Origin of the sequence: Demequina oxidasica (assembly GCF_000975115.1) — a bacterium.
Taxonomy (GTDB): Bacteria; Actinomycetota; Actinomycetes; order Actinomycetales; family Demequinaceae; genus Demequina; species Demequina oxidasica.
This window is the reverse complement of sequence record NZ_BBRE01000004.1, coordinates 129,904-142,911: the sequence shown is the minus strand read 5'-3', so window position 1 is coordinate 142,911 and position 13,008 is coordinate 129,904. Positions and strand designations below refer to the sequence as shown.

The following is a 13,008-nucleotide window of genomic DNA, read 5'->3' as shown; positions in this document are numbered from 1 at the left end:
AATTCCTCATTTGACCACTCGCAAAAGTTCTTCCACAGACGTCAGGCCCTCTTGCGCCTTTTCCCAGCCGTCTTCGAGCAGCGTCTGCATTCCCGCTGCAAATGCGGCACGAGCGACCTCCGCAGATGACGCACGAGCTACCGCGAGGCGCTCGATCTCCTCGTTCACCGGCATAATCTCGTGCAGAGCGAGCCGACCGCGGTAGCCCGTGTTCGAGCACCGCGAGCATCCCGTTGGCTTGAACAACTGAGGCATCTCCATGTCCTCGGTCCATGAGAAACGCTTAAGCTCGGGAATCGTGGGCGTGTATTCCTCGCGACAGTTGGTGCACAAACGCCGCGCTAGGCGCTGGGCGACCACGCAGTCCACCGCGGAACCCACGAGGAACGGCTCAATGTCCATCTCAATCAGACGCGTAATGGCCGAAGGCGCATCGTTGGTGTGAAGCGTGGAGAGCACCAGGTGACCGGTAAGGGCGGCCTCGATCGCGATCTGGGCAGTCTCGCCGTCACGAATCTCACCGAGGAGCACCACGTCTGGGTCGGCACGGAGGATGGAGCGCAACGCGGACGCGAAGGTGAGACCCGCTTTGGGATTCACCTGCACCTGGTTGATGCCCGGAATTCGGTACTCGACCGGGTCCTCGACCGTGATCACATTGATCTCCGGTCGTGCCACCTGGTTGAGCGTCGCGTAGAGCGTGGTCGACTTTCCCGAACCCGTGGGGCCAGTGACCAGAATCATTCCGTAAGGCTTGGAGTACGCCTCTTCGTAGAGCACCCTGTTGTGCTCGCGAAGTCCCAAATCCTCGAGATCCATGGTGGCCGTCGAGTTGTCCAAAATACGCATGACGACCTTCTCCCCCCACACGGTGGGAAGGGTCGCGACACGGAGGTCGATCTTGCGGCCTTGGTGGTTGACCGAGAGGCGGCCATCCTGGGGCTTGCGACGCTCGGCAATGTCGATGTCGCTCATGATCTTGATGCGGGAAATCACGCCGTTCTGGACGGACTTGGGAGCGGTCTGCATCTCATGGAGCACGCCGTCGATGCGGTAGCGGACGCGCATCTCCTTCTCCTGCGGCTCGATGTGAATATCCGAGGCGCGGTCCTGGACCGCCTGGGTGATCAGTAGGTTTACGAACCGGACAATGGGGGCGTCATCCTCGATCACGGCGCCCATGTTGCTGAGGTCAACGTCCTCAACATCATCGATCTCGCCCTGGAGGTCCTTCAGCTCGGAGTCCGAACGGCAATACCGGTCAATGGCCGTCAGGACATCGTCGTAGGCGGCCACCACGGGCAGGATCTCCATCTTGGTGATCTGGCGCATATCGTCGACCGCGACTACGTTGCCGGGGTTGGACATCGCTACCTTCAGCAGCGGGCCGTCAATCTGGATGGGAAGCGCGGTGTGGCGTCGGCACACACTGTCAGGAACCATGGCGACGGCAACACGGTCCACGGGGAAGTCGGCAAGTTCGACATACTCCATGTCGACTTGGGCGGCAAGGGCGCGCACCAATTGGGACTCGGAGATGAGGCCGATCTCGACGAGGGTACGACCGAGTGACTGTCCGCGCTTTTGTTGCTCATCAATCGCGTCCATCAGCTGATCCTGCGTGACGAGCCCGTCCTCTAGCAGAATCGATCCAAGCTGCTTCACTAGCACTCCCTCAGCGCTGTGTCGCTCACACACACGGACATGTCCGCGCCTACAAACGTCACTGTCGTAGCTAAATCAAAAAGTCATTGTCAAAGGTTTTCAAGGCACTGCTCGCGGCCCCAAGATTACTTCGGCAACCTAGTACTGCTCCATTAGGTTGCGCGCAAATCAAGGCCACGTCAAGCGTGCCCCCCGTTTGGGGGGTACGAATAGGAAACTACCACCCAAAACACCTCATAGGAACGCTGGTGTTACTAATTCAACACGGCGTTAAGTTTCCGTAACATTTGGGCAATCGGGGCTTCTTTACCAGTCATGAGCCGCACCTGCTCGCCGGCCTGGTGGGCGAGCATCCGCTCTCCCCCCACACGTACTCCCCCGAGCTCAGCCCATCGCCTACCGAGTGGCGTCACGAGCGGGCTGTAGATCACATCAAGCAATACGGCGGACGATGCCACGGCAGCGAGCTGCCCCGCCAAAGTCTCCCCAGCATCGGCCGGGATCGTGGACACCACCACCTCAGCATCGGCCGCGAACTCGTGGGCGGTATCGAGGCTCACGAATCGTGGCGCGACGCCCATCTTGGTGGCTGCGCGTAGCAGTCCTCCCGCGCGTGCGCGATCGCGCACGGCCACCACGGGTGCGGTGACGCCTAACTGACCGAGCGCCGCCATCGCCGACGTCGCGGTCGCTCCCCCGCCAATGATCACGCCGCCAGTGGCCTGCGTGAGGCCGCCCTCGCGCAGCGCGGCAACGATGCCATAGACGTCAGTATTGGCGCCCACCAGGTGGCGGCCTGCTCCTGTGGTCTGAATGAGCACGGTGTTGACGGCACCCACGAGTTTGGCCATGGGTTCGACGAAGTCCATGTGGCGCACGGCCTCGACCTTGAGAGGCATGGTCAGGGACAGTCCCGCCCACTCATCGCCGAGGGAGCCAACAAAGCCGTCGAACTGCGGCTCTGTGACGTCGTGAGCGTCGTAAGACCAGTCAAGGCCCAGCGCCTCATACGCCGCGTTGTGAAGCACCGGTGACAGCGAATGGGCAATCGGGTGCCCCAGTACCGCGGCGCGGCGAGTCGTCACTGGTTGCTGCTCGCTAGGCGACTAGTTCGCGTCGGCTTCGGGAGAGGGACTTGCCGACTCGTCGGCATTCTCCTTGACCCACGCCTGCAGGACCTTGACGTTCTTCTGGTGCTCGTCAAAGGTCTTTGCGTAGGCGGTCTCACCGCTGTTCAGGTTGACCGTCACGAAGAACAAGTTGTCCGAGGGCTCAGGGTTGACCGCTGCAGCGATAGACGCTGCACCGGGACCGGCAATAGGACCAGGAGGGAGACCGGTGAACTTGTACGTGTTGTACGGGGAGTCGGAGTCGCGTTCTTCGTCGGAGGTGAACACGCCCTTAGTCGGAGACACGTACTTCACTGTGGAGTCGAACTCGAGCTTCATGTCCTTGTCGAGGCGGTTGTAGACCACTTCAGCAATCTTGGGACGGTCCTCATCGAGCTTAGCTTCGCGCTCCACCAATGAAGCGACGGTCAGGATCCTCTCGCGATCCTCAGGAGCGACACCCTGCGCGTCAAGCTGCTTGACGGTCTGCTTGACCATCTCGGCGAGCACATCGGTGGGAGTAACGCCTGGGTTGAACTCATAGGTCGAGGCGAACAACCAACCTTCGAGATTGCCATTGGCTTCGTCAGGAAGGCCAATTGCTGTGGTGTTCTTAGCCGCCTCCTCGACGTCTGCCTTGGAGTACTCAGTTAACGCGGCGATTTTCTCGTAGTACGCCTCGACGCGCAGTCCCTCTGGCACCGTGAGCGTGCGTAGGTCGCGGTTGTCTGGGTCGAGCAGGCTCTGAAGCGCGAAGGACGCCTTCATCTCTTTGTGCATGAAGTAATAGCCGGGAATGATTCCGGACGACGCCGAGTCGGTATTCCACTCTTGCACAAAGGCCTCCGGGGAAGCCACAACTCCAGCGTCATATAACGCCTGAGCCATCTCCGTTCCCGTGTCGCCCGGGTTGATGACCACCTGGACTACACCCTGACCGGCGCCGTCGTAGTCGGCGATCTCGGTACTCTCAGCGGGGCTGAGGGTCTGCGCGAAGTTCCACGCGATGTTCACACCCACGGCGAAGATTACCAAGCCGAATGCCGAGGCAATCAGGGTCCACTTGCGACGCGTGGCACGGCGCTGCTTGCGTTGCAGGCGGCGCATGTCCAACGACGTAGTAGTCGTGGATTCGGCTTCAAACAGGTCAGTCACTTATTTCCCCTCGGGCGGAACTTCACTGGTTACCTTACCCAGTTTTCCGTTTTTTTCGGTGTCTAATGCGCTCTCCAGGATCACCACTGCCGCCGCCTGATCAATCACCTGGCGCTGCTTCTTGGAGTTCCTGCCGGCACTTCGCATCGCTGCCGATGCGGTCGCCGTGGAGAATCGCTCGTCTATCAAACGAACCGGTGCCGACGTTAGTTCCGCGAGTTCGGCGGCGAAGACCCTGGCATCCGCCGCACTCGATCCCTCCTCGCCGGAGAGCTTGCGGGGCAAGCCAACGAACACCTGAACAGTCTCACGTTCCGCGATGAGGGCCGCTACTTCTGCAGCAGCGGTGGGCGTGCGTTGCACGGTGCCGACCGGGAAGGCCATGCGGCCCTCGGGGTCGCTGGCTGCCACTCCCACCCGCACGGTGCCCACGTCTATTGCCCAGCGGGCGCCGCGGGGGAAGTTCTCCTCCGCGGGCGCACCAGCAGCTGTTGAATCCTTCATACACACCCTCGCGCTAGCGAGTGCGCACCGCCTCAGTGACCGCAGTCAGGGCGTCGCCAATCTTGCTGGCATCCTGCCCGCCACCTTGCGCGAGGTCAGGCTTGCCACCGCCTCCACCGCCCAAAACGGCCGATGCTGTCTTGACGAGGTTTCCGGCCTTCAGTCCGGCATCACGCGCCGCCTGGTTGGTGGCAACCACAATCTGCGGTCGCCCGTCAATCTCTGCGGCCACTGCCACGACAGCAGGCTCACCTTCACCCAAGCGAGCACGCACGTCGGTGACGATGGTGCGAAGGTCGTCAGCATCGGCCGCGTTGACGGACTGGTGCGCGATGACGCGCACTCCCCCGGCATCCTGCGCGGAATCCACCAGAGTCGCGGCTACCTGCTGCATAGCCTGCTGGCGATACCCGGTGAGCTGCTTCTCAGCGTCGGCGACGCGCTCCAGTAGCTTCTCCACGCGGGACTTCAGTTCGTTGGGCTGCACCTTGAGCGTGGTGGTAAGTTCACTGACCAGCGCGCGCTCGGCGGCGAGCTTCTGGAAGGCCTCGAGGCCCACGAAGGCCTCGACACGGCGCGAGCCGGAGCCCACGGAGGACTCCGACGTGACGGCCACGAGGCCCACTTGGCTGGAGTGGTCCACGTGCGTTCCACCACAGAGCTCGCGGGACCATTCACCGCCAATCTCCACCACGCGGACTTCCTGGTCATACGTCTCGCCGAACAGCGCGACAGCACCCCACTTCTTTGCCTCGGGCAGCGTCATGTACTGCGCACTGACGCCCAGGTCCGAGCGGATGGCACGGTTGGTGACTTCCTCGATCTCGCTGCGCGTCTCGGGGCTTAGTGCCGAGGGCCAGCTGAAGTCCAGGCGCAGGTAGCCGGGCTTGTTATACGAGCCGGACTGCAGCGCCTGCGGTCCGAGCACCTCGCGAAGAGCCGCGTGGACCAGGTGCGTTCCGGAGTGGGCTTGACGGGCGCCGGTGCGCCAGTTCTGGTCCACCTGAGCGGAAACCTCGTCACCGACGGCGATCTCACCCTCGGTCACGTTGACGGTGTGGACCACTAAACCCTTGATGGGGCGCTGGACGTCCAGAACGTCCAAGGTGCCGCCCTGGGACTGGATGACCCCAGCATCGGCTTCCTGGCCTCCAGACTCGGCGTAGAACGGAGTCTGGGGCAGGACGACCTCCACCGTGTCGCCCGCGACGGCGACTGGGACGGTCTTGCCGTCCTTGAGGATTGCCTGGATCTGAGTGGCGGTAACGAGCTCGTCGTAACCCTTGAACTCGGTTCCGCGCTCATCCTTGATGCCGTGATAGACGGCGGTGTCAGCGTGGCCGCCCTTCTTGGCCTTGGAGTCCGCGCGGGCGCGCTCCTTCTGCTCCTGCATGAGCTCGCGGAACTTCGCCTCGTCGACCTGAACGCCCTGCTCGGACGCCATTTCAAGCGTGATGTCGATGGGAAAGCCGTAGGTGTCGTGCAGCGCGAAGGCATCCTTGCCGGAGAGGACCGTGCCGCCCGCCTTTTTGGTGTCTGCTACGGCGGTGTCGAAGATCGTGGTGCCGGACACAAGCGTGCGACGGAAGGCGTCCTCTTCGTTGTAGGCGACGGCCTCGATGCGCGGGAATTCAGCGTCGAGGTGTGGGTAGGACAACTTCATGGCGCCGTAGGACGCGGGAAGGAGGTCTGGCAGCGCATGGCCGTCCACTCCCATGAGGCGCATGGCGCGTACTGTGCGGCGGAGCAGCCGGCGCAGAACGTAGCCGCGGCCCTCGTTACCAGGCTTGATGCCGTCGTCAATCAGCATGAGTGACGAGCGAACGTGGTCGGCGACAATCCGCATGCGGATGTCGTTCTCCTCACTCGATCCGTACGCGATGCCCGTCATTTCCTCGGCCTTCTGGATGACCGGGAAGACCTCGTCAATCTCGTACATGTTGTTTACGCCCTGCGTGAGGTACGCGATGCGCTCAAGACCTGCACCGGTGTCGATGCACTTCTTGTCGAGTTCGTGAATGAGCTCGTAGTCCTTGGGGTGGCCGCTGGTAGGCGTCGCTCCACGCAGGTACTGGTCGAACACCAGGTTCCACAGCTCGAGGTAGCGGTCGCCGCCGGGGTCGACCGTGCCTCCCTCGGCCTCGGGGCCAAACTCGGGACCGCGGTCGTAGTGCCACTCTGCACAGGGGCCTGCAGGTCCAGGCTGGCCGGTGTCCCAGAAGTTCTCAAAGCGCGTGAGCTTCACGATGTGCTCCGAGGGAACGCCGATGTTGCGCAACGCCGAGTGTGCCTCGTGGTCGCCGTCCCAGGTGGTGACCCACAGGCGCTCGGGGTCGAGGCCAAACTTGCCGTCGGCCTCGGACCCGGTCAGCAGGTCCCACGCGTAGTCAATCGCGCCTTCCTTGAAGTAGTCACCGAAGGAGAAATTGCCCATCATCTGGAAGAACGTGCCGTGACGGGTGGTCTTGCCGACTTCCTCGATGTCCTTAGTACGAATGCACTTCTGGACCGACGCGATTCGCGGGTACTGCGACTCTTCCGTGCCGATGATGTACGGAATGAAGGGGACCATGCCGGCGACGGTAAACAGCAGGCTGGGGTCCGGGGAGACCAGCGACGTGCTAGGCGCGATGTGGTGATCCTTGCTCGCGTAGTAATCGACCCAACGCTGGCGGATATCGGCAGTGCGCATTTTGGTGGTTCTCCTCGGGGGTTAAACGACGATACGCACTGCCCAGGGACAGTGCGTATCGCGTTAAGACAGTCGCTCCTGGGCTGGTGAACAGCCTAGTTGTTCTGTCGCTATATGTAGTTCTCTTGGTGCGAGTTACGCGAGCTTTTTAGCGAGCGTAGAACTCAACGACCAGCTGCACTTCGCAGGTCACGGGGACCTCGGCGCGCTTGGGGCGACGCGACAGCTTGGAGGAGAGCTTCTCGAGCGAGACGTCCAGGTAGTCCGGGACCTCGGGGAGTACATCGCGGTGCGCGCCAGCGGCGGCAGCCATGTAGGGCTCCATGGTGACGGCCTTGGGCTTGACCTGAATGGTCTGGCCGGGCTTCACTCGGAAGGACGGGCGGTCGACGATCTGGCCATCAACCATAATGTGGCGGTGCAGAACCGACTGACGCGCCTGCAGGATGGTGCGGGCAAATCCCGAGCGCAGGACGAGTGCGTCAAGACGCATTTCGAGCAGCTCGACGAATGCCTCACCAGTCAGACCGTTTTCCTTACGAGCTTCCTCGAAGACACGGGTCATCTGCTTCTCACGAAGGCCGTACTGGGCGCGCAAACGCTGCTTCTCGCGAAGACGAACCGCGTAGTCGCTTTCCTTACGACGAGCGGTGCGGCCGTGCTCACCCGGAGGGTAAGGGCGCTTCTCGAAGTGCTTGACGGCCTTGGGGGTCAGGGCAATGCCCAGAGCGCGTGACAGGCGTACCTGTCGGCGCGCGCGCTGTACTGAAGTCAAAATTTATCCTTAAGAGTGATGAACGCGCTGTCTGTGTCGCTTTGACGCAGGCGTGTTCGTTTGCCATACATATATGTGAGTTTTCGCGGGGACAGCAGCCAACCGCCCGCGAGGGCTTCGTCAATGGTAGCAAACTCTGGGCCCGTGCGGCTTCAGACTGATGGGCGCGTCGACATGGGCCTGAACTCCGGAACTCGCACCTGCGCGCCCCCACACTCGCACCACCCACGTATTGGTCCGATTTGGCGCAACTCTTAAAGCCCTCACGCGCTATTGCACCTTGTCGGAACCGTGCGAGCGAGGCTCCGGGATGCCCTCTCCGACGCCGCCGGATCAAATCGGACCATCAGCAAGCAGACCCGAGTCTAGCCGGGCCAAATCGGACCAATAGGCTGCGCGCGGGGAGCGAAGCGTCTACTTTTCCCTGCCGAGCATGTTGCGGATGATGGTGAGTCGCTCGGCGACGGCGCGCTCGTATCCGTGATCCGTGGGCTTGTAGTAGCGCTCCCCCGCCAACGACTCGGGAAGGTAGGTCTGGTTGGCCACGCCGTGGTCGGCGTCATGGGAGTACTTGTACCCCTTGCCGTGCCCCACTCGTTCTGCACCCGCATAGTGCGCATCGCGCAGGTGGTCTGGCACTACCCCGGCCCTACCGGCCCTCACGTCCGCGATCGCTGCGTCGATGGCGTGGTACGACCGGTTGGACTTGGGTGCGAGGGCCAGGTAAGTGGTCGCCTCTGCAAGGGGAATCCGGCCTTCGGGCATGCCGATGAAGCTGACTGCGTCGGCAGCTGCCTGCGCGATGACCAGGCCTTGCGGGTCCGCCATCCCAATGTCCTCCGCGGCCAGGACTACCAGCCGGCGGGCGATGAAGCGGGGGTCTTCCCCCGCCACGACCATGCGTGCCAGGTAATGAAGCGCGGCATCGACGTCGGAGCCGCGGACAGACTTGATGAATGCGCTGATGACGTCGTAATGCTGATCGCCGGACTTGTCGTAGGCGACGAGCGCGGTGTCCATGGTGCGTTCGGTGATCTCAGCGGTGATGACCTTGTCAGCGCGCGCGGCCGCGTCCGCGACGGCCTCGAGAAGCGTGAGTGCTTTGCGGGCATCGGCGCCGGCAACGCGGACGATGTGCGCCCGGGCCTCGTCGTCGATGGTGATCTTGCCTTCGAGACCACGCTCGTCCTCGAGTGCGCGTGTAATGAGGTCGTCGATGTCCGAGCCGGCGAGGGGTTGGAGCACAAGAAGGAGGCTCCGGCTAAGCAGGGGGCCCACCACAGAGAAGCTCGGATTCTCGGTGGTCGCGCCGACGAGCGTGATCCAGCGATTCTCCACCGCGGGCAGAAGAGAGTCCTGTTGGCTCCGGGTGAAGCGGTGGATCTCGTCGATGAACATCACAGTCTCGCGCTCGCCGGTGGCGATGCGTCGCTTGCTGTCCTCGATCACCGCGCGCACATCCTTGACGCCTGCCGTCACAGCGGAGAGTTCCACAAAGCGGCGCTTGCCTGCGACCAAGTAGGCAAGGGTGGTCTTACCGGTGCCGGGCGGACCCCACAAAATCACGGAGGTCGCGGGAGCATCGTCGCCGATGAGGCGGACCAGTGGGCTGTTCTCGTTAAGTAGGTGAGCCTGGCCCACGACCTCCTGGAGCTCGCGCGGGCGCATCCGGACGGCGAGCGGCGCGTTGTCGCCGGGGGTGGGTACGCCGCTTCCCGTGCGGTGGGCCGACTCGAACAAATCCATGGGTTTAGCCTAAGCGCGGCGCGGGGGTGGTGAGTGCGAACAATTTTATCCACACCCTCACCTTCCAGACTGCATGAGTTGGTGGACTTCGCTATGGTCGTGGTCATGGATGCGAAGAATGCGGCAAAGATGCTGGCAACCGGCGGTGCGATTGCAGGGATCGCCGTGGGACTCGTGGGATGTGGCGCGTCCGACCCAATAGCCACCTACACGCCGACTCCTACTGAAGCCGTCTCGCCTAGCGAGAGCGCCTCAGTCTCTGAATCGCCTAGCCCGTCTACCTCCGCGACTGAAAGTGCGGCGGGGCTGACCGACGAGGAACTTCTCGAGATCCTGCCCGCTGGTGCTGAAATCCCCGATCTCCAAGGAGCGGTTTATACAGCGCCATACTTTCTCACGGAGTACGCGCGAATGTTTCACACAGGCGACAATTCAGTTTGGACGGCGCTCTCTGCACCGAGCTGCCAATATTGCTCCTCAGCACTTCAGAACGCGATGCAGGTTCATAGGGACAACCTCAATGCCACCGGTGGTGAAATTGTTCCGCGTGACAACACAGTCGAGGCGAATTTGAGCGATGACGGTTCGGTCTATGTGACGTTGACCGCCGATCTCAATGAAGCGAGGCTCGAGTCTGTGGAAGGCGAAATTGTGGTTTCTGAACCCGCTGGGACCGCGGTATTCACTATGAAGCTCGACCGACTAGGCGACGTATGGCGCGTTAGTGGTGTTGCGGTCGATGGATAGTTGGTTGCGCACTCGGATCGCTGCGATCGCGGCAGTCGCGTGGCTTTCTTTACTGTGCGTGAGCGCGCCTAGTAAAGCGGATCAAGAAGGCCCGTCCTTCGGTGGTCGTACGACTGAGACCGAAGATCGCTATGTAGTCGAGGGTGAAAGTAGGGCGCGTCAGCGGTCCGACTCCCAACCGATAGCGCAACAAAAACGCTCAAAGGATGAAGCCGTAGTCGAGTACGCCCGCGCAACTGGCTGCGAACTCCGGGCTTACAACTACGACTGGGCACCTGGGTGTGAGACTCAAGGAGACGTCGAGGAAACTTGTCCAGACGGCGCGCTCGCACAGCAACCACTCTTCGCCCGCACCCAGCAAGCGGATGGCAACTGGTCCCGTTGGGAAATGCTGTCCTGGTATGTCTGCGCCGACAACACGGACGAGTTACTCGCGGCGATCGAGCATGAGTGGGCCACGCTGACTCCCACCCCGAGTGCGGCGAGACTGCAACCTGACGCTGCCTGGGTATACGCGAACGTCCCCACTATCGCATTGGCCGACGACACTCCGGTCGTCCACCGGGCTAACCTCCTCGGTGAGGATGTTCAAATCCGTGCCACGCCCGCGAACTTTACGTGGACGTGGGGTGACGGCGAGAGCACCGTCACAGACGACCCCGGCTCGCCCTACCCCAACCCCACTTTGACTCACACGTACGCCCACCAGGAGGGCCACGTCACGGTGAACTTGGGGACAAGTTGGAACGGTCAGTACCGCATCGGTGACGGCGAATGGGTTCCATTCGGCACCGCGATCACCAGCGAGTCGCCACCGATAACCATCGAAATTCGCAACCCCCATTCTCAGCTGGTGGCCTGCGACCTCAACGGCAACTGCCGGTAGCCAGCGGCACCAATCGGCGAAGTTGCTGCGCCGGTACCCGCGTTCTTTCGGGAACATCGGAGGCGTCCAAGCCTCAGCGGACTCTCCGCAGCGCGGACCGCGGCGCCGCTCAAGTTTGCCACCTCGCAACCGTTGCCCACAGGGCTCCAGAGGAGCAACGTTTCCACAGATCCACCAAGCATCACCCCTGATGTCAGACCCTTTTGATTGAATTGAGTCATGACTTCAACCACCAGTGTTCTCCAGCGTGACACCGCTGAAGCCTGCGACTTGTTGGGGTCATTAGAAAGTTCCGCATCCTCGCTTGAGGAGTTCGAGTCCGCTCAACTTCTCAATGCTTTGAGCGCTTTCAGCAAAGTTCGGCGTGATGTCGATGCCGTTCTTGCACAATTGTCTGGGGAAATTGGCCGCAGGTCCGCACCGGAAGCCGGAGCCGGGGGCTTAGCGAAGAAGTCAGGCTTTGCAAACCCCGAATCGCTAGTTGCGAGAGCAACGGGCGGGAGCCGTACGGAAGCCCGCCGTCTTGTTGAGGTCGGCAAGGCAGCAGCGTCAATGAACCGTCCAGGCTCTCCCGACCTGGCCACTGCCAGCGACGCCCTAGAGAACCTCGCGGACGGCGACGTACCGGAGCAGAGCCAGCCTCCACGCTTCCGATTCCTACGCAGCGCGCTGTTCGCAGGCGAAATTCATACCGATGCGTCGAACATCATTATCGCGATGCTGGATCGCACGGAGCCTGTTGCCGACCCTAGCCTTTGGGTTGAGGCCGAACGTCGGCTGGTCAATTGCGCCCCCACCATGACCCTTGAAAATCTCTCGAAGTTTGCACGCCAGTTAGAAGCGCAACTAGACACTCGCTCCGTCGTCAAGACAGAGGAACTTCTCAAGCAGGATCGCTACCTAACTATGACCGAGGACCGCGCTGGTGCAATCAACATTCGTGGACGGCTCGACCCAGAGACGGCTGCGCCTATCAAGGCTGCGGTCGATTCTCTGGTTGCGTCGACACTCCACCGCACTCGTGGTCAGGACCCGAAACGCTCGGATCAACGAGAACCTGCCCAGATGCGAGCCGATGCACTGGCCGAGATTTGCCGCCATGCACTTGGCTGCACTCAGACCTCCACCACTTTGGCGAAGACGACGGTCGTGGTTCGGCTAACTCTAAGCGATCTTCAGTCCGGTGCTGGCTCAGCCCAGATCGACGGACTTAGCCAGCCAGTGAGCGTGGCGACCGTACGTCGGATGGCGGCAGACGCCGAGATCATTCCTCTCGTACTCGGAGGCGAGGGAGAAGTTCTCGACGTTGGACGCGCCAGGCGTCCCTTCAACAAGGCTCAACGAATCGCGTTGGGCGAGCGCGATGGCGGCTGTGCCTGGTGTGGAGCGCCCCCTAGCTTCACTGAAGCCCACCACATCACATGGTGGCGCAACGGTGGGACCACGGATTTGAACAACGGACTACTGCTTTGCGTCGCCTGCCACCATCGAATACATCGCGACGATTGGGAGATCTCTGTCAAAAACGGTGAGGTCTGGTTTACCCCTCCCAAGCATGTAGATCCCGCGCGACAACCACGAATCGGCGGCCGCAAGCACTTCGACGCACCAGAGTTGGGCGAGGAACTGCTGATGGAGGCCACGTGACGCAACGCAGTACGGGTAAGGCGTGCTCACGTGCTCACGTGCTCACGTGCTCACGTGCTCACGAACTCACGAACTCACGAAC

10 protein-coding genes are annotated in these 13,008 nt (G+C 61.9%); 3 read left to right on the top strand and 7 right to left on the bottom strand.

The features are described 5' to 3' along the window. Nucleotides 1–6 precede the first annotated feature (6 nt). From AOP77_RS11315 to AOP77_RS11285, 7 genes are all read right to left on the bottom strand, one after another. Nucleotides 7–1,665 (bottom strand): GspE/PulE family protein, encoded by a 1,659-nt coding sequence (locus AOP77_RS11315; RefSeq protein ID WP_062213711.1) that lies wholly within the window; start codon nucleotides 1,663–1,665, stop codon nucleotides 7–9. Nucleotides 1,666–1,919: 254 nt separating this feature from the next. Beyond that, a complete protein-coding gene (locus AOP77_RS11310) occupies nucleotides 1,920–2,750 on the bottom strand; it encodes a shikimate dehydrogenase (protein WP_062213710.1) in 831 nt (276 codons plus the stop codon). Nucleotides 2,751–2,771: 21 nt separating this feature from the next. Continuing rightward, nucleotides 2,772–3,929, bottom strand: coding sequence for an endolytic transglycosylase MltG (mltG, locus tag AOP77_RS11305; protein WP_062213709.1), 1,158 nt, complete (start codon nucleotides 3,927–3,929; stop codon nucleotides 2,772–2,774). Continuing rightward, complete coding sequence (ruvX, locus tag AOP77_RS11300; protein WP_062213708.1) at nucleotides 3,930–4,433, bottom strand: Holliday junction resolvase RuvX; 504 nt, start codon at nucleotides 4,431–4,433, stop codon at nucleotides 3,930–3,932. It lies immediately after the preceding gene. A 13-nt stretch (nucleotides 4,434–4,446) separates the two neighbouring features. Next, nucleotides 4,447–7,125, bottom strand: coding sequence for an alanine--tRNA ligase (gene alaS, locus AOP77_RS11295; RefSeq protein ID WP_062213707.1), 2,679 nt, complete (start codon nucleotides 7,123–7,125; stop codon nucleotides 4,447–4,449). 148 nt (nucleotides 7,126–7,273) lie between these two features. Further along, nucleotides 7,274–7,900, bottom strand: a complete 627-nt coding sequence (gene rpsD, locus AOP77_RS11290; RefSeq protein WP_061965933.1) for a 30S ribosomal protein S4 — start codon at nucleotides 7,898–7,900, stop codon at nucleotides 7,274–7,276. Nucleotides 7,901–8,314: 414 nt separating this feature from the next. Further along, nucleotides 8,315–9,646 (bottom strand): replication-associated recombination protein A, encoded by a 1,332-nt coding sequence (locus tag AOP77_RS11285; RefSeq protein ID WP_062213706.1) that lies wholly within the window; start codon nucleotides 9,644–9,646, stop codon nucleotides 8,315–8,317. 105 nt (nucleotides 9,647–9,751) lie between these two features. Here AOP77_RS11285 and AOP77_RS11280 point away from each other — a divergent pair, with 105 nt between their 5' ends. From AOP77_RS11280 to AOP77_RS11270, 3 genes are all read left to right on the top strand, one after another. Then, on the top strand, nucleotides 9,752–10,393 hold the full coding sequence (locus AOP77_RS11280) for a DUF6318 family protein (RefSeq protein WP_152649867.1): 642 nt from the start codon (nucleotides 9,752–9,754) through the stop codon (nucleotides 10,391–10,393). 388 nt (nucleotides 10,394–10,781) lie between these two features. Then, nucleotides 10,782–11,279, top strand: a complete 498-nt coding sequence (locus AOP77_RS11275; RefSeq protein ID WP_062213704.1) for a hypothetical protein — start codon at nucleotides 10,782–10,784, stop codon at nucleotides 11,277–11,279. A 219-nt stretch (nucleotides 11,280–11,498) separates the two neighbouring features. After that, the gene (locus AOP77_RS11270; RefSeq protein WP_084622575.1) at nucleotides 11,499–12,926 is read left to right on the top strand and encodes an HNH endonuclease; all 1,428 of its coding nucleotides are present in this window, start codon (nucleotides 11,499–11,501) and stop codon (nucleotides 12,924–12,926) included. Nucleotides 12,927–13,008: the final 82 nt, after the last annotated feature.

What these genes read in the sequence shown, in the direction of transcription:
- ruvX (WP_062213708.1), bottom strand. Translation starts at nt 4,433, where the DNA reads ATGAAGGATTCAACAGCTGCTGGTGCGCCCGCGGAGGAGAACTTCCCC.
- alaS (WP_062213707.1), bottom strand. Translation starts at nt 7,125, where the DNA reads ATGCGCACTGCCGATATCCGCCAGCGTTGGGTCGATTACTACGCGAGC.
- AOP77_RS11285 (WP_062213706.1), bottom strand. Translation starts at nt 9,646, where the DNA reads ATGGATTTGTTCGAGTCGGCCCACCGCACGGGAAGCGGCGTACCCACC.
- AOP77_RS11280 (WP_152649867.1), top strand. Translation starts at nt 9,752, where the DNA reads ATGGATGCGAAGAATGCGGCAAAGATGCTGGCAACCGGCGGTGCGATT.
- AOP77_RS11275 (WP_062213704.1), top strand. Translation starts at nt 10,782, where the DNA reads ATGCTGTCCTGGTATGTCTGCGCCGACAACACGGACGAGTTACTCGCG.
- AOP77_RS11270 (WP_084622575.1), top strand. Translation starts at nt 11,499, where the DNA reads ATGACTTCAACCACCAGTGTTCTCCAGCGTGACACCGCTGAAGCCTGC.